Annotated in this window: 20 protein-coding genes; 10 read left to right on the top strand and 10 right to left on the bottom strand. The window is 38.9% G+C overall.

The genetic code is table 11. The features are described from left to right. Positions 1–11 precede the first annotated feature (11 nt). The 5 genes from HS960_RS12320 to HS960_RS12340 all read right to left on the bottom strand — a co-directional run bounded on the left by HS960_RS12320 (position 12) and on the right by HS960_RS12340 (position 7,529). Complete coding sequence (locus tag HS960_RS12320) at positions 12–1,460, bottom strand: RagB/SusD family nutrient uptake outer membrane protein (protein WP_182332848.1); 1,449 nt, start codon at positions 1,458–1,460, stop codon at positions 12–14. A 12-nt stretch (positions 1,461–1,472) separates the two neighbouring features. Next, positions 1,473–5,081 carry a SusC/RagA family TonB-linked outer membrane protein gene (locus HS960_RS12325; protein ID WP_182332850.1) on the bottom strand — a complete coding sequence of 1,203 codons (3,609 nt, stop codon included), beginning with the start codon at positions 5,079–5,081 and terminating at the stop codon, positions 1,473–1,475. 94 nt (positions 5,082–5,175) lie between these two features. After that, complete coding sequence (locus HS960_RS12330) at positions 5,176–6,315, bottom strand: FecR family protein (protein ID WP_182332852.1); 1,140 nt, start codon at positions 6,313–6,315, stop codon at positions 5,176–5,178. A gap of 96 nt (positions 6,316–6,411) precedes the next feature. Then, on the bottom strand, positions 6,412–7,005 hold the full coding sequence (locus HS960_RS12335; protein ID WP_227550350.1) for an RNA polymerase sigma factor: 594 nt from the start codon (positions 7,003–7,005) through the stop codon (positions 6,412–6,414). A gap of 176 nt (positions 7,006–7,181) precedes the next feature. Further along, positions 7,182–7,529, bottom strand: a complete 348-nt coding sequence (locus HS960_RS12340; protein WP_200845602.1) for a winged helix-turn-helix transcriptional regulator — start codon at positions 7,527–7,529, stop codon at positions 7,182–7,184. A 112-nt stretch (positions 7,530–7,641) separates the two neighbouring features. Between HS960_RS12340 and HS960_RS12345 the strand changes: the two genes are divergently transcribed. From HS960_RS12345 to HS960_RS12370, 6 genes are all read left to right on the top strand, one after another. After that, positions 7,642–8,706, top strand: a complete 1,065-nt coding sequence (locus HS960_RS12345) for an NADH:flavin oxidoreductase (protein ID WP_182332854.1) — start codon at positions 7,642–7,644, stop codon at positions 8,704–8,706. Between the two features lie 150 nt (positions 8,707–8,856). Next, positions 8,857–9,510, top strand: coding sequence for an alpha/beta hydrolase (locus HS960_RS12350; protein ID WP_182332856.1), 654 nt, complete (start codon positions 8,857–8,859; stop codon positions 9,508–9,510). A 319-nt stretch (positions 9,511–9,829) separates the two neighbouring features. Further along, positions 9,830–10,888 carry a major royal jelly family protein gene (locus HS960_RS12355; RefSeq protein ID WP_228280313.1) on the top strand — a complete coding sequence of 353 codons (1,059 nt, stop codon included), beginning with the start codon at positions 9,830–9,832 and terminating at the stop codon, positions 10,886–10,888. A 332-nt stretch (positions 10,889–11,220) separates the two neighbouring features. Then, positions 11,221–11,535 (top strand): hypothetical protein, encoded by a 315-nt coding sequence (locus HS960_RS12360; protein ID WP_159728960.1) that lies wholly within the window; start codon positions 11,221–11,223, stop codon positions 11,533–11,535. 32 nt (positions 11,536–11,567) lie between these two features. After that, a complete protein-coding gene (locus HS960_RS12365) occupies positions 11,568–11,888 on the top strand; it encodes a hypothetical protein (protein WP_182332860.1) in 321 nt (106 codons plus the stop codon). 11 nt (positions 11,889–11,899) lie between these two features. Continuing rightward, on the top strand, positions 11,900–12,232 hold the full coding sequence (locus tag HS960_RS12370) for a hypothetical protein (protein WP_182332862.1): 333 nt from the start codon (positions 11,900–11,902) through the stop codon (positions 12,230–12,232). Positions 12,233–12,244: 12 nt separating this feature from the next. On the opposite strand, the gene HS960_RS12375 is transcribed toward HS960_RS12370, so the two are convergent. Next, positions 12,245–13,015: a DUF72 domain-containing protein gene (locus HS960_RS12375; protein ID WP_182332864.1), complete on the bottom strand. Its 771-nt coding sequence runs from the start codon at positions 13,013–13,015 to the stop codon at positions 12,245–12,247. A 200-nt stretch (positions 13,016–13,215) separates the two neighbouring features. Between HS960_RS12375 and HS960_RS12380 the strand changes: the two genes are divergently transcribed. Continuing rightward, complete coding sequence (locus HS960_RS12380; protein WP_182332866.1) at positions 13,216–14,319, top strand: glutaminyl-peptide cyclotransferase; 1,104 nt, start codon at positions 13,216–13,218, stop codon at positions 14,317–14,319. 64 nt (positions 14,320–14,383) lie between these two features. On the opposite strand, the gene HS960_RS12385 is transcribed toward HS960_RS12380, so the two are convergent. Both HS960_RS12385 and HS960_RS12390 read right to left on the bottom strand, forming a co-directional pair. Further along, positions 14,384–15,259 carry a hypothetical protein gene (locus HS960_RS12385; protein ID WP_182332868.1) on the bottom strand — a complete coding sequence of 292 codons (876 nt, stop codon included), beginning with the start codon at positions 15,257–15,259 and terminating at the stop codon, positions 14,384–14,386. Between the two features lie 26 nt (positions 15,260–15,285). Further along, positions 15,286–15,786, bottom strand: coding sequence for a hypothetical protein (locus HS960_RS12390; protein ID WP_182332870.1), 501 nt, complete (start codon positions 15,784–15,786; stop codon positions 15,286–15,288). 385 nt (positions 15,787–16,171) lie between these two features. On the opposite strand from HS960_RS12390, the gene HS960_RS12395 reads away from it, so the two are divergent. The 3 genes from HS960_RS12395 (at position 16,172) to HS960_RS12405 (ending at position 17,330) form a co-directional block, all read left to right on the top strand. Beyond that, a complete protein-coding gene (locus HS960_RS12395) occupies positions 16,172–16,420 on the top strand; it encodes a redox-active disulfide protein 2 (protein WP_088160902.1) in 249 nt (82 codons plus the stop codon). 7 nt (positions 16,421–16,427) lie between these two features. After that, a complete protein-coding gene (locus HS960_RS12400; RefSeq protein ID WP_182332872.1) occupies positions 16,428–16,658 on the top strand; it encodes a hypothetical protein in 231 nt (76 codons plus the stop codon). A 114-nt stretch (positions 16,659–16,772) separates the two neighbouring features. Next, positions 16,773–17,330, top strand: a complete 558-nt coding sequence (locus HS960_RS12405; RefSeq protein WP_159728970.1) for a GNAT family N-acetyltransferase — start codon at positions 16,773–16,775, stop codon at positions 17,328–17,330. 105 nt (positions 17,331–17,435) lie between these two features. On the opposite strand, the gene HS960_RS12410 is transcribed toward HS960_RS12405, so the two are convergent. Together HS960_RS12410 and HS960_RS12415 are read right to left on the bottom strand one after the other, a co-directional pair. Next, positions 17,436–19,682, bottom strand: coding sequence for a GH92 family glycosyl hydrolase (locus tag HS960_RS12410; RefSeq protein ID WP_182332873.1), 2,247 nt, complete (start codon positions 19,680–19,682; stop codon positions 17,436–17,438). Positions 19,683–19,716: 34 nt separating this feature from the next. Next, positions 19,717–22,002: a GH92 family glycosyl hydrolase gene (locus HS960_RS12415; RefSeq protein ID WP_202883790.1), complete on the bottom strand. Its 2,286-nt coding sequence runs from the start codon at positions 22,000–22,002 to the stop codon at positions 19,717–19,719. Positions 22,003–22,049: the final 47 nt, after the last annotated feature.

Here is a 22,049-nt window from a genome sequence, read left to right on the forward strand (position 1 = left end):
ATCTAATTTTGTTATCGTTCGTATTGAGGAATTCCGGGATTCAACGAAAGTACCTTGGGCGGAACTGGAAGTATCATCCGGGCATCCGTTGATTCCATTTCGAAAATTTTCCCTGCCAATGGATGTTGGATTGACTTTTTAAAATTGTCTGCTATAGCGAGTCGTTTCAAATCAATCAGCCTATCGGATGCCATAAATGGCATTTCGCGACGTCTTTCGTCAAGTACCGTCTGTAAAATAACTTTTGGATCCGTTGAGGTTAACGCTTTGTTATTCTCTATTCGACTATTTCGTAATGTATTCAAGAAACTTAGTGCTTCTGTCGCATTACCTGTTCGAACAGCTGCTTCTGCAGTAATCAAAAACAATTCAGGCGTATTAAATCCAGTACTAAATTCGACGTATGGAGCAAAAAGAACCCGCCCTGGAAATTTTACAATAGTAGCGCCTAAAGAAGCCTGATCGCGACAGAAAAATAATTCATAACGTTTGTCCTTTGCACCTGCAGGCAAATCTTTGGCATAAGTGTCAATCAGCTCTTTAGAGGCATAAAACTCGGCATTGGGGCTACCTAAGGAACTTGTTCCCAATCGAGACCATACGGCCTCCATATTCGTTCTGGAGTCGGGAAATTGGACCGAATTATCTGTTTTTAAACAAACACGTCCCCAAGTTGTCTTATCCTTATTGGTATATAAACTATAATCGATGAGCGTTTTATTGACAGCAAGTGCTTGTTTTGCATTCTCAAGGGCCTCTTTGTATTTTCCCTGATAGAGGTAAACACGGCTTAGAAAAGAGAAGCCGACTGAACGCACTGCTTGAAATCTATTTGACTGCACTGTACTCAAATTTGGCAGCGCATCATTAAGATCGCTAATTACCTGATCATAGATCGCCTGAACAGACACGCGCTCATATTTTTGATTGATATCCTCTTTCAGCACCAAAGGTACCCCTAGATCTTTTGTTGCACTTGCAGGATTATAATGCGCGGCATAGATATTCACTAGACTAAGGTATTCAAATGCACGACCGACCTTAGCCTCAGCCCAAACCCTTTTCTTTTCTGCCTCGGAGCCCTCTGTTGCTGCCAATACATTATTAATCACAACATTGTAAGTGAATATATGGCTATAAGCCGATTCCCAGTATGGATCATACTGGCCATCTTCAAATATAGCACCGTGGGCAAAGCTATAGAGTTGTTTTTTCACATAGTCATAATAGTCATAGCTTGCTGCTGATTGTACATCCTGAGGGTCTCCGGACTGTAAGTTATCTACTAAATAGTTCGGATAAACAGCGGAAGCTCTTACTAAAGATTGATCGTTTAGCAGCAATTTGTAATCATTCAGATTCTCTGGAATTGTAAAACCTTTTGGCTTGATATCCAGATATTTACTACAGCTATTCAATGTCAATAAACCGAATAGCAATCCTATATATATTTTTCTCATGATATTTTCTTATTAAAATCCTACAGATACACCTAAATTGTAAATTATTGGTGCTTGTATACCTCTACTTGGACTCGTTACCGTACTATACCCAGCCCAAACCTCGGGATCGAGATTATCCTTGTTAGCGACCCAACGCCATGCATTCAATATCTGTCCTGTTAGACGCACATAAGAAAGTTTTGTCGGTGCAATCCATTTTGCAGGCAGGTTGTAGGATAATGAAATATCGCGCAATTTAATATAGTCAGCCTTCTGAACAAATTTATGTGCAGCATTGAAAATATCGGAAATATTGCCTGAAGCAGCAGAAACAAATGCAGGAGCAATATCAGGGTTACTTTCATCACCAGGGTTCTTCCAATAATTCAACCATAATTTGTCGAAGTTACTATTGTAGTTAAGCTCCGCGTATTTACTCAGGAACTCTGGATGAACTCCCCGCATCACATGACCACCATTGAAAATGAACATAAAGGAAAGCGTCAAATCTTTATATCGAAATCCATTTCTGAAAGAAACAGTGTAGGGAGGTACTGTTGTACCTTCATAGATTAAATCATCGACAGTCAATTTTTGCGTGGTCTCGACCAGACTACCATCAGCCTTTCGTGCCAAAGGTCGTCCCTTATCATTTAATCCCGCATAATCTATGCTATATAAACTACCCATTGGGATTCCAACACGATTTTGAGGAGCATAATAGTAGTAATACGGTGTATTCTGCTCAACGTAGAGGTCTGTGATCTTGTTTTTGTTGTAGCTAAAATTTATTGTGCTGTTCCAACTGAAGTTTTCACGTTGAATCACCTTACCATTCAGCCCCAACTCGATCCCTCTATTCTGCATATCCGCATAATTAAGCAACACCATATCCCATCCCAAGGTTGGATCCAACGGCGTATTCCCCAATAAATCAGAAGTTTTCTTATTGTAAATATCAAGGGTAGCTGTAAGTCTATCTTTAAATAGTGAGAAATCAAAGCCAACATTGAATACTTTTGTTCGCTCCCATCGCAACAATGGATTAGGCGGAGAATCAATGTAGGCTTGCATTTCACCGTTAAAGTAGTTCAGATTGTTATTCACCCTTGAAATCAAATATGGTCCATTATCCTTTGGCACATTTCCATTTACGCCATAAGTCGCACGCACCGACCAACGATCTAATGGTTCCCAATCAATTTTTGGCAGATGATATAAAGCGCCTATGGACCAAAGAGGTTTGTATTGATTTTTGATATTTGTGCCAAACAAATTAGATTGATCCATCCGGATGCTTCCACTCAAAGTCAACTTACGATCATAGGTATAAGATCCATTGGCATAGAAGGAAACAAATCTATCGACTAGATCCTTAAATCCAGTCTCTTTTTTCGAAATAGTATAGCTATTAAAAAGTGCCTGTGTATTTTGGATCTGAATACCAAAAAGCTCTTCATTAATCCCCTTATAGACTAAACTGCTTTCATCGTACCCGTATTTATAAATATTTGTATAACGATTGTTAATTTGCCTGCGCTCAGCACCTGCAATAGCTATAATTTCATGTTTATCCCGACTGTTATATTGATAATTGAATTGACCACGTAAGGTATAGCTGTTGACATCGTTACGTTGTTCGGCAAATTGTCCCCCCTGCGGAATATTGCGCTTGATTGACCCGTCCTTTCCAATTTGGGTCGCGTCATTGACCATACCTACAACGGACTGGGAATTTTTCCGATTTAAAGTTCCATTGTATCCTTCTGTTCTTTCACTTTGATAGGATAGATCGAAGTCCAACCCTTTAAGTAGCTTAAAGTTGGCAGCAAAATTTAAATTAAGGTATTTATTATAAAACTTTTCATGAATCGCTGCTACGTGCTTTAAAGGAATATAAGTTTCATCTTCCAGTCCCAAGGCATTCAAACGATCAATCTCAAATTGCGATTTTGAATTATACCATTGAGCCGGAGAACCGTCTTCATTTTCAAGAAGATAATAGGATGCCTTGCCTCCCATATAGTTATCGTAGAAATTGAAGCCGATATCGCCTTCTCTATTTTGATTTTTCCCTAATACGTTTGCGCGTAAACTAAACCAATCGGTAAACTTAAAATTATTTTTCAGACTGAATCCCAGTTCCTTATTTGTTGCACGGCCTTTATTATAATCTCCTGGTTGGGTATAATTGAGGGAATAATGATAGGTATAACGATCGGAGCCTCCCGAAACAGCGAGGTTATGTTGCTGATCGAATCGAGTAGTGTTCAGAAACTTATCCATTTGACTGAAGCGGTCACGATTTCGGTATACATCCAAACGTTTTTCCATCTCTTCTTCCGAAATCACGCCACCTTTACGATCGTACAAAATCCGATACACATCATTCATTGCTTTTCTAGGATCAATAACAGCATAATCGCCCGAACGATAATTAAACATTTCTTTTTGAAAGTTGACCAGTTCAGCACTGCTCATCTGATTAAGATAGCTACGGCTTGAAAGTCCCCTAAAAGAAAGTGTATTGCTATAGTCGATCTTTGTTTTACCTGCGGAGCCTATTTTTGTTGTGATCACAATGACACCATTGGAGGAACGTACGCCGTAGATAGAGGCTGCCGACGCATCTTTTAAAACGGTTATAGCAGCGATATCATTGGGATTGATTGCTGTTAAATCGCCTTCAAAAGGCATACCGTCAACGACGATCAGAGGCGCAGCCTGCGCATTGATTGTAGATCGTCCGCGAACCTCGATACCCAGATTATTTTTATTATTCTGCGGACTTGAGGTATTTCGCACCAAATTTAGTCCTGGCAACAATCCATCGATCCGGTCCAGCAAATTAGGCTGGAGCCGTCCTTCCATGTCTTTGGCAGTGACCTGCGCAATTGAACCTGCTGCTCTTTCTTTGCTTATTTTTTGGTATCCTGTATTGACCGTAATGTTCACTTCCTGCAATTGCTCATCCAGGGCCCTTAAGGTGATCGGACCCAAATCGGACTTAGCTGCAATCGTAAGCGGAGCAAATCCGACCATTGTAATGTCCAAAAAGCTATTTGAACTAACACCGTTAATTTCAAAATGTCCATTTTGATCTGTAACGGTCCCTTTTGGAACACCTTTAACACGAATGGTTGCACCTTGAAGCGGTCTGTTGTTATAATCGACAATAAAACCTTTGACCGTCATTAACTGATTAGCGATCGAACGTTGTGTTTGTTGAGATTTCTCATGTACGACAATAATCTTCCCCTTGATCTCAAAATCGAGATCCAAATCGTCCAATAACTTCCCAAGTGCATTTCCCAACGATTCTTTTTTAACAGTTAAGTTAACCTTTGTATCTGGATCAATAGTTGTGGCCGCCCATACATAAGAATAGCCAGTCTGCTTATTGATCTCTGAAAAAATCTTTCTCAACGACACTGATTTCTCATGTATCGATATGTCCTGTCCATACGTTTTAGCTCCAACATGAAGCAGACAACAAGACATTAGTATGGTTGTAAGCGATATGCGCATAATGTTTCCCCTCCATTGCGGCCTACCCCAAATATCTGGGCGATCGCTGTTTTTCATTTGTTGCGTTTGATCGTGTAGGGCACGACCAAGTTGTGCATAATTTTTATACATTTGTTTTAGGTTAAGAATTAAAATTCTGTTACAGTTAGAATTACTTGATCTGAAGCCCTAAATGTTGCAAGCGTTTAGGGTTTCTTCTTTTCATTTAGGTTGTTTTGTCTACATAAATGGTCTTTCCTTTAAATTTAAATTTAATTTTCCTTGTACTCTCCAGTACATTGATGATATCTTTCAGGCTGCTGTTACGCGACAACATCGCTTCAAATTTTTCCGATTTTATTTGGTTATCGAGATAGACGACATCCACGTTATACCAAGACGCCAACTCATCCATAATAACCCCTAAAGTCTCCGAATTGAACACAAAATATCCGTCTTTCAATGCATTACGCAGGTCGAGATCAATTATCCGTCGTTCGATCTGACCAAGTTTGATATAAGATTCTTCTCCTGGCAACAGTATAATTTGCCTGTCGCCTTGTCGAACCCGAACTTTACCTTCGTATAATGTCGCTCTAAAGTCTTCTAGATTCTTGGTTGATTTCACATAAAAATGAGTCCCCAATACGGAGATATTGATCTTCCCTGCTTGTACCACGAAAGGTTTCAGTTTTGGGACCTCACCTCCCCACGGCAAATGTTTCTTGGCAACTTCGAAGTAAGCCTCTCCCACTAAACGAACTTCTCGCATGCTATCTACTTCATAGTAATCTAACTGCGTTTTGGCATTCATCCATACTTTGGTTCCATCAGGTAATACCATGGTCATTTTTCCCCCTTTGGGTGTTGTCGCGAATAAGCTATCCGTCTGGCTGGATTTATTTTTCATGGGAGCAGCAAACGATAATAAAGTATCTCCGGGAACCATCGAAATTGAATGTCCATCTCCCAGACGAACTACCCCCGTCATTTGAGCGGGTTGAATATCTTTATCCGGAGTCTCCTGATATACCATATCCGAAAGATTATGGATAAAAAATAACACCAATAATCCAATCAGTACTGCTGCAATACCGTAAGACCACAAGCGTTTATAAAAAGGTTTAGTGTATGATGTATTGAGGTAATCTTGTTCAAAGAGGGCAAATGACTCCTCCCAATCATAACGGGCTATCCCATCTAAATCCGCTTGCATTTGATCTTTGTTGTCAATAAGATCACATAGCCCCTTATTTGCAGCCTTTTCGGACCTCCATAAGTCCAACTGCAATTTTTCGTCATCGCGCAATCCTTCCAGCTTGGATTTGCTCAGTAAATAAATGATATGTTGGGGTATTTGTTCCATATTGCTCTATATCCTTAAAACAATATTTTGATTTCGTTTCTCTAAAAAGATGGTAGATATTTTTACAAAAACCTATGTATCAGAAGTATAAATTTTCTAATAATAGAGTAAAAGCAAAAGTAGGCAAAAAAACTGGTCAGGCTTGAGTCTTAATCTCAAAAGTTCAATTCCCCTTTTCTTTTGATTGTAGATCGTACTAGTGGTTAGTCCTAAGGAGATTGCTGCTTCCTGTGGGCTTAGATCTTCAACAATCAACTTACGCATCACTTGCTTACACTGCTCAGGCAGCGTATCAATGGCATCATGGATCGTTCGAAGCGTTTCCATATAGATCATTTGATGGCTGATCGGTAAATCGACCAGATCAACTTGTGACGTATAAAAATTGGTTTTTTGTTGAATCCTATTCTCTTGTTGAATCCTGTTTAAAGCGGTGTTTCTACAACTTGTATAGAGAAAACCACGGATTGATTCAACATGATCAAAATCAATCCGGCGCTCCCAAAGCTTTAAAAATACATCCTGCACTATTTCTTCGATGGTACCTTTATCGAGGTTCATCTTTTCTAAAAAATAGCACATTGGACTATAGAAAGTTTTGTACAAAAACTGTAAACCATCCCTTCTGCCCTCTCGAAAAGATTTTAAAAAATCTTGCTTGCTAAATTCTTGGTTTACCTTGTTTTTCACAATTCAATATTACTTAAATTTTAAATAAATATGAAAATTTCATTTATTGTGATCAACAATCCCGCGCTGGCAAGCGATAGAAAACGTACAGGCCAAACCGGTTGACGCGATACTATTCCATTCGATAGCGATTGGCGTAAATACGAAGTAAGATCTATGTATTTAGATTGTAATTTCTACGCGATCAATTCAGTTGACACAGGCTCTTGATAGTAGGCTTCATTCCATTTTGCCAATTGGCACATAATAGGTATTAATGCCTTGCCTTTTTCTGTCAAAGAATACTCTACACGTGGCGGAAGCTCCCTGTACCCTTCTCTCAAAATTACACCATCCTCTTCCAATTCTTTTAATGAACTGGTAAGGACTTTCCGAGAAATGTTTTCGATAAGCGCATCCAATTGGCCAAATCGGGCTTTTCGATCGCGCAAAGTATAGATAATCACGGGCTTCCATCGGGTACCTAAAATTGCCATAGAACGCTGCATCGCGCAAGAACAACTTTTAAATTCAGTCCTTTTCATTTGAATATATTCAAAATAGTTACGCAAAGGTAACTAGTTTATACCAATAATAGTTACAAATATACACTATTTAAAATATCTTTGTGAAGATTCACGATTTAAAACAAGAAAAATGAGCATACAAACACTTTTTAATCCATTTGAGTATAAAAATTTAACACTCAAAAACCGCTTTGTAATGGCGCCCATGACGAGAGCATTTTCTAAGGATGGGATTCCCGACAGCGCTGTAGCGGGTTATTACGAGCGTCGTGCCGCGGGAGATGTTGGTTTAATTTTGACGGAAGGTACAGTTATTGAAAGACCTTCATCAAAGAATTTAAAGGATATTCCAAACTTTTACGGTGACCAAGCATTGGACGGCTGGAAAAATATCGTCGATGCTGTGCACGAAAAAGGCGGAAAAATAGCCCCTCAACTATGGCATGTTGGTTATACCCCAATGCAATGGACTCCGCCTGCTGCGTTTGAAAGCCCAGATACAATGACATTAGCGGATATAGAGGCCACAATACAGGCTTACGCTGACGCTGCAAAATCTGCAAAAGACCTCGGTTTTGATGCTTTTGAAATCCATGGGGCCCATGGTTATCTGATCGACCAATTTTTCTGGGAAGGGATGAACCACAGAACAGACGAATTTGGTGGAAAAACAATTAAGGAGCGTTCTAAATTCGCCGTTGAGGTCGTAAAAGCAATGCGAAAAGCGGTCGGACCTGATTTTGTGATTATTCTACGTTTATCACAATGGAAACAGCAGGACTATACAGCCAAGCTTGCCGCTACCCCTGCAGCGATGGAAGATTGGATCCTACCATTGACGGATGCCGGTGTCGACATTTTTCATGGAAGCCAACGTCGTTATTGGGAGCCGGAATTTGAAGGCAGTGACTTAAATTTTGCTGGATGGCTCAAAAAGATCTCAGGACAGCCCACAATCACGGTTGGATCTGTAGGTCTTGACAAAGACTTTGGTGAAGTATTTACAAATTCTGAGTTCAAGTCCTCTCCCGCTTCACTGGACGAACTTGTCCGTCGTTATGAACGTGGCGATTTTGACCTTGTAGCTGTAGGCAGGGCGATCTTGCAAGACCCGAATTGGGTGAAGAAAGTAAAGGCCGAAAAATACAACGAATTATCGACTTTTGAAGCTAAGAGCTTGGCGAGCTTATCTTAGTAAGCTCGCGCGATTAGGTGGATTAAAATTACGTTATTCAATAGTATAAAACAGGGGCAAAAAATTGATTTTCGAATCAATTTTTTGCCCCTGTTTTATAGCGATAATTCAGTAACTTGTCTCCACAAATGGATACAAACACTTGATTAAATGAAAATCACCGCAACCAAAATATATGTCATCAGCGGTTTGGGTGTAGATCAACGTGTATTCAGCAAGATAGACTTTGGCTCGCTTGATATAACCTATCTGGATTGGATTACACCAAGCTCCAATGAACCACTTTCTATTTATGCAAAAAGAATATCGACTAAAATTACCGCAAAGAACCCCGTCCTCATTGGGCTTTCTTTCGGAGGAATGCTTGCAATGGAAATTGCCAAAATTATAACTGTTCAACGAGTTATTCTGCTAGCTTCGGCCAAAGGACGGTATGAATTACCCGTACTGTATCGATTAGCGGGTAGACTCAAGCTGAACGTGTTTGTCCCTAATTCATTGCTCAAGACCCATAGCTTTCTGTCGGATTATTTTTTTGGTATACGCTGCAAAGAAGATTCCTTACTGCTAAAACAAATCCTAAAGGATACAGATCCAATCTTTATGGCCTGGGCAATACATCAAATTCTACAATGGAAAAACAATTCGGTTCCGGACAATTTAATTCATATACACGGTAGTAGCGATCGTATTATCCCCATCAAAAATGTAAAGCCCAACTTTATCATTAAGGGTGCGGGACATTTTATGACAGTTACACATGCACAGGAGATTGAAAAGCTCTTGCAAGAAATTTGTTCGTAAATCACCCCCTTTTTTAATCACCGAGACCAATCCCAACTTTTCTAGTCGCTCAGAAAATTAAATCCAAGTGGATTCGTATCGGCATTAGTCGTACGATATGCTGAGCAGTGTAAAAAAGTATTATTTGGAGAAAAGGACAAACAATAATTGAGAATAGAAGGTTCTTCTATGAGAGCGCGGTCTCTCTATGAAGCTAAAAATCCCCCTTTATTACTTAGTGGGAACAGTCAAAAGCAATATAGTTAGGTTAAATTATAACAAGAATATGCGAACACGGCTCATATTAAGTTTTTTATTCTGTCACATCTTTTTTCTCACTATGCTGGCACAAGTCAATAATACTACAGCCTCGAAACTGGAGGTCGCAGCAGCCTTAGGTCCGTACCGTCCGATCGGTGTGAGCGTTACCTCCAACAATCGATTATTTGTTTCCTTCCCAAAACAAGCGAAAAATTATCAGTATGCACTTACTGAAATCATCAATGGAAAACCTGTTCCTTATCCAAATGAAGAATGGAATTTAAAAGGAAAAGAGAATTCCCACTTTGTAAATGTTCAGGATATATTTGTCGATACCGAGGACAATCTCTGGGTATTGGATTCTAAACCATCTTCGGCCGGATCAATTTTTGGAAAAGATGAAAAATCAACTCAAGGCCAATTTAAATTGTTAAAAATCGATACAAAAAAAAATAAAATTGAGCATATTTATCGTTTCGACGACCTTGATAAAACCAAATCAGGTTTAAATGATATGCGCATTGACCACAAGCGAAATTTAGCCTATCTCTCCGATCCCGGCCAAGCGGCCATCATTATTTTAGACCTTAAAACTGGACAGACTAGAAAGGCTTTAACTGGAAGCCGTTTTACGCTGGCTGATCCTGATGTAATATTAAGCTATAATGGAATTGAAATGCGCAATGAAAATGGAAAGCCTTTTTCTTCCAACGTGAATAGCATAGCATTGAGTCACGACTTTAAATATTTATATTTCAAACCGATCAATCAAACCCATCTGTATTGTATTGCAACAGAATTTTTAGCAAACAAAAGGCTGACGGATCAAGAATTGGAGGCAAAAGTGAAAGACAAAGGAGAAGTCGGAATCACGCATGGCTTACTAGCAGACATTGATGGAAATATTTACCTAACATCGTCAATAGACTATAGTATTAAATATTTAAATCCTGATGGAAATGTGAATACCCTGGTACGGGACTCCCGAATACTATGGCCCGATTCTATGGGCATCAGCGGAGATGGATACCTTTATTTCTCTTGTGCACAGCTCTTTAAAGACCATCAATGGAATAAGGGAGTTGATAAGGTAGAGTTGCCATATTATGTCTTTAAGGTCAAATTACCGAAATTTTGAGAAGAATGTTACAACAAGTGAAGTTCTGAAGCATAAAACTCGCGCTAACGCATCTACTTTTTACCTAGGTATTATCCCCATGCGCAGCCTTAACAAAATTCCCTTCGAATAGTTCCCCTTTATATTTGTCTACCTTTTCTACCCACAAGATAAGATATTGAAATTCAATCCCATAAAAACAATAAAATCGAAGTAAAAGCACAAATCACTAAGACATGCCCCCAACTATAAAAAACAACGGCATCTTAGATAAAGTATAAAATTTTTAGCAAAAAATTTGCAATACTAATATTTTTAGTATATTTGAATATCAGTTTTAGACAACGCTTTTTATGGAACACAGCGCAGCATATGACAATAAGGATTTACATGTAGGTGACATCGTTCGCTTTCATACCCCCTATCCCGATGAAGATCCGAATACGATTTTCATTGTACTGTGGTCATATTACGATCCTGCTGGAAAATCCTCACGGGCTGAACTAGTTAAATTTGACCAAAGTTCCAAACAAACGCCTGTTATTCAGAAGTGGTTTATACGAGATTTAGAAAGAGTTCCCGAAGTAAGTCCAAAATTGCTGAAACAAATTGAGCTATTTATGAAAAGTAAACTTGGTAATGCTATTATCAGTAAGCTAGTCATCTAACAAATTTTAGATCTTCAAATTCGACGTAAAACATGGAAAACAAATTTAAAGAGAAGCGAGGTATAGTGTCAGGTCCGATCTGGTCTGACTGGCGCGAACAACTTCGGGAAAGTGAATTAGTCGGCTTACATCAGAGACTCGAGAAACTAGAAAGAGAAATACTCCTTGATTGGCTGCAATGGCATGATCCAAAAGGAAACTATACAGATCGCAAATGTATTGAAAATGGCGTGCAGCAGCTTTCCAAATTAAAGGCTGTCGCATATATACATAAAGAAATCCTGCGCATCCACATGAAAAGAAGCTATAATGACTTTTCGAATGCGCATGCACAACTCATCTTTAACAACTAAAATTTCAAATTATGGAATCTCTTATTAAACAGATCATAGCGCATCAGCTTCCAAAAATTCTAGCCATGGAATCGCATCGCAAGGATTGGCGTTATCAGCTTATGAGCTTAAAAGATAAGACGCTATTCGATAGATTAACGCTTATGAAGAGACAAGAATTACTTGCGTGGCTACAATGGTACGATAATGCCGGGACTTACGCTGATCACGACTGCATCCGGAGAGGTATTCCCTTATTTACGAAGGTTGGGGCATTGACCGCAGCTTATCAGCGGATTATGCGTGAACATGAAGGCTGGGACGGCTACATGGGAACTGAATATATCCGTGGCAGTGCACTTTAAAAAACAGACTTTTTAAGCAGGAAATATTTTGCTCGCTGTGATATACTTGGCTAATGTATTCAGATTAGACAGTGCCGCTCCGATTGTATTATTAAAATAAGTATAGACTTCTTTTCCCTCTGCAATCCAGTCGTTAATATAGGTGCTGTATTCAAACAATATGTCGTCCGTATAGCTTCCCTTATAGTCACCATTTGGGCCATGGAATCGCATATAGATTATGTTTGCATTTGCATCTGCGTATTGAAGACGCATACCTTGCATATTCTTATCATGAATAACCAGATTCATATTATAAGATTTTAAAAGTTCAGAAGTTTCTTCCCTATACCAAACGGGATCCCTAAATTCTACACAGATCGGCCACCCTTCACTTCTCTTGTCCTGAGCAATACAATCCAGCAATTCAGCAAGCAATCCAATAGAAGCAAATTTAAAAGATGGTGGTAATTGTATGAGCAAACACCCTTTCTTTTGGCCGACAGCGTCAATAACGGATAGAAATCTGGCGACATCCTCTGGATCAAATTTGAGTTCATTTTGATGTGTAATTCCTTTCCATAGTTTAAACGTAAAACGAAAATTATCGGTCGTTTCTTCGGACCATCTTCTGACGGTTTCTTCTCTGGGGATTTTATAAAAAGAACTGTTTACTTCCAATGAATTAAATAATAAGCTATATACAGCCAATCGACTTTTATCCTGAAACTCCTCAGGATAGTAGCTTTTATTCTTGTAAGGCAAAAGGATACCGCTCGTTCCAGTAAAATATAATCTTTCCATACCTTTATAACAATCGGCTAGCATGTAATTGTTCATTTTTTTCTTTCACAGACAAATTATCTTTTGTATTGATCAGCAATTGAATTGCATATAAAAAACAATTTATCTAAGTTTGAGAAACGAGTATTACAGCAACAGCTATTTATAATCAACTCGTTTTCTAGTTTATTAGCGGATAATTAATCAAGCACCCTCTATCAATGCACAAAAAATCTTACCTCATTTGTTTCGTTATTGGCACCATTTTGGGCAGTTGTACCGGAAATAAAAGTAACGATACAACTTCAAGCTCCCAGCCCGAATATGCCGATAAAAATCCGACATTTACCTTTGACAACATTAAACAGAGCTATACGCAGGGCGAGGATCTGATCTTAAAGATGGGTAGCGAAAAAACGTCCAAAATAGACTCTGTTATTTACGCTATAAACGATAAAAAGATTGGTCAAGTAATCGGAAAAGAACCTTTCAATTACTCATTAAAACAGGAGAAATTTGGCAAGCAAATTATTAAAGCTGTCGTATTTAGTGATGGAAAACGAGAAGAAAATTCAGTCAATATAGATCTATTCCCTTCCACCCCTCCACTTTTGCTAAGCTATAGCATTGTGAATATTTACCCCCATGATATTAAAGCTTTCACACAAGGATTGGAGTTTTACGGGGATAATTTGATCGAAAGTACCGGGAATGGGGTTGGTCCTAGCGGAAATAAGGGTAAATCGAGTGTTCGCATTGTTAATCCTAAAACGGGTCAGCCCACCAAAAAAATTGAATTGGATGATTCAATTTTTGGCGAAGGTGCCACCGTACTAAATGGAAAATTATATCAATTGACTTATAAAAACAATCTAGCCTACCTATACGATATAAACAGCCTTTCTGTTATTAAGACACTTCCTTACTTTCAGCCAATGGAAGGCTGGGGTTTAACTTCTGACGGTAAAAACTTATACATGTCCAATGGTTCTGATTATATCTATACGCTAAATCCAAATGACTTCTCAAAAATGGACTATATCCGTGCAGCAACGAACACAGCCATGGTGGATCAAATCAATGAAATGGAATGGGTAAAAGGAAAAATCTATGCAAATTTCTTTATGGAGGATGTCATTGGACGGATCGACCCTAAAACTGGTACAGTGGAAGCTTTAGTTGATCTATCTAAATTACGTGAACATGTAACACAACATGTGGATTTAGATGTATTAAATGGTATCGCCTACAATAAAAGATCAAACACTTTCTTTGTTACCGGTAAAAACTGGGATAAAATGTTCGAGATAAAGCTAACAGAATAGCTTTATCTCCATCAAAAAAACAACGTATTGTTCCGGAAACATCCAAATTGCGGTATCGCTAACTTTATGGTAATTCTTTCATTTTGTTAAAACCTTCGGTTACCATAGGGACAATTTGCGGTGTAAATAACTGTGGCAAATACATCCTTGCCTCCATATCTTTATTGACAATCCATTGCGCATATTTATCTACTAAAAATTGTAATCGCTGTGCTGAAGATAATCCTGGTAAGGTATAATAGATACTTTTTTCGCCTTCTTTCCCTTCCATCTGCACATACCTCCCTTTGGTCACATTCAGGTGACTGCGGTGTTCAAAATCACGTAGAAAGAGCTCATCTTTATCGACGTTATCCCATTTGGGGTCACGCGGGCAACAAACCGATCCGTAACTTTCTTTTCGATAAACGGTAAGCATGTCTTTTGGGGAAATTGGTTTAACAAAATCGAACCTCGCGTTATCTTCACCAGAAAGCCGGATGCTGTCGACTTTAACCCCGCCATCCTCTCTTTTTATGGAATAATAAAAATTGGTCGTCGCAGGTTCTATACACATTCCGTTTTTCGAGGCTTCTTTGGCAACCTCATCATAATACCTCCAATCGGGGACAATCAGTACAAAATGTTGAAGATCGGGATAGAATTCAGTTGACCTTTTTAGTAACTCCACTGGAATTCTAGTACTCAAAAAGAAAACGTAAGTGGAATCTGGAACGATCTGCAAAGGAAGATCTATTAAGTAACTGCCATTTTTCTGAGTCACAAAATCATTGTCGATCATCACAACCTGACCATAGTATTCGCGATACCAATCGGGTTTCACAGTATCAGCTAATGAATACGGGGGTATTGACTGATGTGCAGCTATTTTGCTCTTACAGGACAATGCCATCATGGGTAAAATGATAAGCAAGTACCACTTATTTTTTAGTGTTAACATTGTTATAAAATTAAAATATATTTCAACTACTTTCCTCTTTGACTATCGACTTTTATTCCAGCTTGATTCAAGAAGGCTATTTGATATCCTAAACATGACTCAGCTAAGGCGGCAATTTTCTCTTTTTCATCAGTAATCTCCCGCAACAGACTTTTTCGATCCCCCTTTTTCTGTTCATCAATATATTTAATTAATAAAACACCATATCCATCAACGATCTCGGTCATATAACCAACTGTAGCGATGTGAAAACTTTCGGCAGTTTTACTGTATTTCAATTGAGAGGCTTCGCATTTTATTCCCTTTATGTAGCTACTCAAAGCGCGTGCCTCATTCAATTTCATGTGATACGAATAGTCTGATTTATCGACATCATATTCGCCTTCCAGCAATTTTCCATAGCTCTCATCCATTTTTTCTCGACAGCTATGAAAGAGCTTAGCCATTTTCTCGTTGTACCCCGATTCCGAATTACCCCTACAGGAACACATGGTAAATATCATAAAGATTAAAGCTAGCATTCTCATTTCTTGATTTTTTTTACAAATAACAGCTTTTTAAAACAGTCTTTCCATCTCGTTTAATATTCGTGGTCTTTGTTTTAAGATTCGTTATTTTCCGCACAATCTACTTGTTCAAAACAAGACGCTTATACCTACTTACACAAACTGTTCGTTACCTGAAAGATGAAAAGGTTGCTCTTTTAAAAAACGAAATCCATAAAAATCACCTTATGCCGTGTTATTAAGAAAAAAGGTCCTTCGAAACCGACTATTTTTGCCATTTAATTAATCCTTTTTTAAAAAAAACAAGAAAAAGACTATATTTAACAAGATTCACACATCATTTAACGCAGAAAACTTTGTTTCTTAAAAAGAATTACGGAACTTAGAGACTATAAACCACCGAAATATGAATAATAGACCTTTAAACGGAATGACTGACGAAGAGCTTCAAACCAACAAAAAAACTGCTCTGGTAATTACTTGGATGCTCACAACCATGCTTTTTATCCTATTAGGCATGGGAATTTATACCTCAATTAGCAAAGGATTCAGTGCACTGATGGCCATTCCTTTCGCCTTATCTCCCATTGTTATTCTGAATTTTAAAAGAATAAAAGAAATCAATGAAGAACTCAAAATAAGAGGAGCTCAATAAAGTCATCATGAAACACCTCTCATTATTCGTATTCTTTATTTTACTCGCGGATATCGTATTTGGTCAAGAGATAAGTAAATCAACGACACAGACGATCACACAATCGGGTATTGGACTAGGTTCCGTAATTGCCGTTGTCACCTCATGGGATCGTAACAAATCTATACTTTGGGCTCTAATTCATGGAATACTAGGTTGGTTATACGTCATCTATTATGCCTTCACCCGCAACGAGTAACGATTCTTAAATATGATTCTCACCAGAAGAGCCAAGCCTATCGTTACCAGAATGTCTTTTCTTACATAACATCGCGATCAATTCCTTTTCTATATCTCGTCCTCAATCAAACACATGAGTTCCTCACCTATTTCCCATACAGATTTTGTCATTGAAGAAGTCAAAGAATCTAGCATTAACTTAATTTCTGAACTAGTAGAGCTGACTTTTAATATTGTCCAAGGAGGTGCCTCCGTAGGTTTTATGGAAGATCTAACAATTGAGCAGGCAAAAAGATTTTGGACTGAAGTACTGAACAAGGTCAAGCAGCAGAAAACAATATTGATTATTGCAAAAGATGCGTTTACGCATCGAATCGCTGGAACTGTTCAACTGCAAATCGACCTCCCATCAAATCAAACACATCGCGCAGATGTAGCCAAAATGTTAGTCCATACCGACTTTCGAAGAATGGGCATCGCACAAAATCTACTTCAACACATTGAAAATATAGCCATTGATCTAAATAAGACACTATTGGTACTAGATACAGTAACCGATAGCCCGGCTTATATCATGTATCAAAAATGTGGCTGGACGATAGTCGGAGATATCCCAAATTATGCCCTCTTCCCGAATGGAACATTGTGTAGCACGACTTACTTCTACAAAAGCTTGTCTATAAAAGCTTGATTCTGCCGACAAAATAAAAAGCCTCCAAAACGATTAAATATTCATTTGGAGGCTTCTCTTAATTATTTGGGAGTTTCACATAAGAAACTCCATTTACCTATAGACCTATCTATTTTTGTACCATACCGGTCCCGGTTTTTCGCCCATTTCTAGCACCAATGTCGCTCCAGACATAATTTGTTCATGTGTAATATAACTTGTTTCAAGAGGCTTACCATCGATCGTAATGGATTGTATATAAATATTAGATTTACTGACATGATTAGCTTTCACAGTAAATTTCTTTCCATTGGACAACTTCAATTCAACTTTTTCAAATAAAGGTGTACCGATTTCGTATTTTCCACTGATGGGATCTACAGGATAAAATCCCAATGAGCTGAACACATACCAAGCCGACATCTGCCCGCAGTCATCATTTCCACTTAATCCCGAAGGTGTATTCAAGTAAAGTTTGTTCATTACCTCTGCCGCATATTGCTGCGTTTTCCAGGGCTGTCCAACCGCATTAAATAAATAGAGTGCATGATGGCTCGGCTCGTTACCGTGTGCATATTGCCCAATCATTCCTGTACTAAAAATTGGCAGTTTGCTGGTGTCAGAAGGATGAAATGTAAACATGCTATCTAACTTCTGTCCAAAGCGCTCTTGTCCGCCAACAAGTTTAATCAATCCAAGGATATCATGTTGTACAGACCAAAAATATTGCCATGCATTACTTTCACAAATATGGGCACTATATTCCTCCGCATCAAATGGAGTAATAAATTTACCATGGCTATCTCGAGGTTGCATAAATGAAGTAGCCGGATTATACACATTTTTATAATTTTGAGCTCTTGCAAAAAATGTTCCCGCAATCTCTTTCTTTCCCATCTTATCGGCCATCATTGCGATGCAATGATCGTCATAGGCGTATTCAAGTGTTCTTGATAGGGACCAGTTTTCGGCATTGTATTCATCTTTGACATCATAAGGCACATAGCCTAGTTTTTTATACAGACCTATACCCCGATAGTTGTCAATATTAACTGTGGCAACACAGGCTTCCAATGCTTTTGATGCGTCAAAATCACCGATTCCTTTTAAATATGCATCTACAATGACAGGAATGGCATGATTTCCAATCATCATATCCGTTTCACTTCCATAAATATTCCATACGGGCAATCGACCGTGCTGTTCATAAAAGGCAATGAAGGACTTAATCATATCATTTACCCGACTAGGGTCGATATAGGTAAATAATGGATGCGAAGCCCTATAGGTATCCCAAAGTGAGAATGTACTATAATTGGTCCAACCTTCGGCCTGATGTACCTTCCGGTCAGCCCCCATGTAAGCACCATCAACATCACCGAAAATTGTCGGTGCCAGCATAGAATGATATAACGCTGTATAGAACTTAACTTGCTCCTCTTTGTCTTTGGTCTCGATTGCTAGCCTACCCAATTCGTGATTCCAATTTTGCTCTGCCTCCTTTAAATAATAATCAAAATCATCTTTTGGAACTTCTACTTTTAAGTTCTTGGAAGCGCCTTCCATACTTACACCCGAAAGGGCCGTACTTAAAGTCACTTGTTCTCCAGCTGCTGTCTTGAAATCAAAACGTGCTTTGAATGCAGTACCAATTCGTTTTGCACTTTTTGCCGTTGTATCAGCGCTGGATAATATTGCTGAACTATCGATATGAACGGCCATAAAAGGCTTAGAAAACCGAGTTTCAAAATAAACGCGTTGGCCTCTTGCCCAACCCTCCGAAAAACGATAACCACGAATAGTGACAGAATCAACCACTTCGATGTGTGAATCCGTGGTAGCATCCCAATTCATTGCTTTCTTTAAGTCTAAAAATACAGCAGACTCGGCTTTTGGAAACGTATAACGTTGAATACCGCAGCGTGCTGTTGCTGTCAGCTCTACATTTATATCATAATCAGTAAGTTTTACCTGATAGTATCCAGCGTGAGCCTTCTCGTCTTTATGCGAAAATTTGGAATGTATACCTAAGGGAGCCGCGGCTTCATGATAAGGTAAGGTAACCGGCATAAAAGATATGTCGTACAAGTCGCCAGCCCCGGTTCCACTTAAATGTGTATGGCTAAAACCAGAAATCGTACTGTCAGGATAAAAGTATCCGGAAATACGGTCCCAGCCAGGCAGCCCATTATCTGGGCTGAGCTGTACCATCCCAAAAGGTGATTGTGCTCCAGGATATGTATTGCCCGTAAAATCCGTTCCGATAAAAGGATTTACATACCCTGCATAAGAAGTCTCATCGGAATTTTTTAGTGAAGCGCAACCAATTAAGGACAAAAGGCCTGCACAGACCGCATAATTAATATATTTCATCGTGTAGATCAGTTTTTCAATTTAGTTTGCCTAATTATCTATTTCCAGTAACGATTAGAATATCCTTACTATTGACCAAAGTCTGATGGTTGATTTTAAATCCATTGAATAGTTTTCCATCGATAACGATCTTTTTGATATAATCACCAGCATCCTCTTTTTGACGTCTTATCGTCACTTTGTCCCCGTTTGGATAATATTTCTTATCGAGTTGGATGGTCACTTTGTCGAATACCGGTGTTACAACTGTATAATCAGGTCTACCTGGACAAAAAGGATAGATTCCAATCATGTTCATTAAAGCCCATGTAGACATTGTTCCCGTATCGTCATTTCCCGGTATACCCCCTGGGCTGTTCGTAAAATGCTTTTCTAAAATTTCTTTGACCAGCTTTTGGGTACGCCATTCTTCTCCTTTGATTTCTGAAAACACATGTGGATACAGCATATCTGGTTCGTTGGTAACATCAAAATACCCTTTATCAAACGTTGCCTGCAGTCTATCCACAAATTTTTGCTTTCCGCCCATCAATTTCACCAAACCAGGTATATCAAATGGTATGGCAAAACTATAGTTCCAAGCGTTACCTTCATGGAAACCATGATTAGGTTCAAAATTGGCGCCCATCAATGGGCTAAATGGACTTAAAAACTCGCCGTTAGGAAGAATAGGTCTGAAAGTCCCATACTCCGAAGAATAATAATGTTTATATCCCTGTGCTCGCTTAGCAAAAATCTGAGCGTCTTTGGTTTTCCCCAATGAACCGGCCAATTGGGCTATGTTCCAATCTGCAACATAATATTCAATGGCATGAGATACCGAATTATCGAATGAATCGCGCAGTGGAACATACCCAAACTTCACATAGTCCGCATTGTCTGGTCTAATTTTATTCGTGGAATCCGTAGTCGTTGCCGATTTCAGAAACGCTTCATAAGCTGTATTAACGTCAAAATCCCGAATGCCTTTCATCCATGCGTCAACGATCACTGGAACTGCCGGATCGCCATCCATGGTATAGCTTTCTCGGCTATACAACTCCCATTTGGGCATCCAACCACTTTCCTTATAAATATCGATCATGGAACGTATCATACCCACCTGCTTATCGGGATAAACCAGCGACATTAAAGGCTGAACATTTCGGTACGTATCCCATAGCGAAAACACGGTGTAACGATTGTGATCTGCAACAAGTGTCTTCCGACTTTCCATGGCAGGATACTCTCCGTTTACATCCTGCAAGATATTTGGATGAATCATAGCATGATATAATGCTGTATAGAACACTGTTTTTTGGTCCTCGGTACCGCCTTCTACCTGTATCTTTGACAATGCATTGTTCCAAAGCGAACCTGCGTGCTTTTGTGTTTTTTCAAAGCTAAAATCTGCTTGTTCAGCATTTAGATTTTTACGTGCGTTCTCAATGCTCACAAATGATACGGCAAGCTGTACTTCTAAGCTTTCATTTTCTTTGACATCAAAACTAAAATATGCGCCAAGATCATCGCCGGAAAGCTGATCGGTATAGTCCGTAAAAATTTTATATTTTCCGGCATCTTTATTCCAATCATTTTCCCACTTTTCTCCGGCACGCTGGAATTTCCAATACCCTCTTTTTGACGGTTTTTTATTGACCCGCATAACAAAGAAGATTGGGTAAACAGCCTGATTATTCGTGTAACAGAAAGAGCCCAACAACTTAGATCCTTCTATTTCGGTATCACTTACATAACGAACTGTTGCTCCCGTTTCATTTGTTAAACCTTCGCCCAAATTAAGCAGGATATTTGCCTGTCCTTTTGGAAAAGTAAATTTCGAAACACCTACACGGGTTGTTGCTGAAACTTCGGTCTTGATACCGTATTTCTTTAACACATTGCTATAATACCCGGGGTGGGCAACCTCCTGCGTATAGGTACTTCCGTATTGATGATAATCAACCTCTAATTTCCCTGAGGTTGGCATCAACAACAGACTTCCCATGTCTGGACATCCTACCCCACTTAAATTAACATGAGAAAAACCTGTAAAATAACTGTTGCTATGTTCATATGGAGTAGACCACCATCTTGCATCCTTATCAAATGCATTAAGTGATGATCCCATTACATTAAACGGAGAAACATTCATCAAGCCGTTGGGAACCTGAGCTCCCGGATTAGTTGTTCCATAATTGCTGGTACCGATAAACGGGTTGACATAGTCTGTAGGAAGCTTTTGGGCAGAAACGTTCTCCCAAAGAAATAATCCTAAAAGTAAAAAACGAATAGATTTGATCATATAATCTTGATAGACGACATTGTTAATTGCTTTCATTCAAGCAAACACCATAGGCCGCGCATTTTAGCGTGTACCTACAATAC

The organism is Sphingobacterium paramultivorum, assembly GCF_014109745.1.
Lineage (GTDB): Bacteria > Bacteroidota > Bacteroidia > Sphingobacteriales > Sphingobacteriaceae > Sphingobacterium > Sphingobacterium paramultivorum.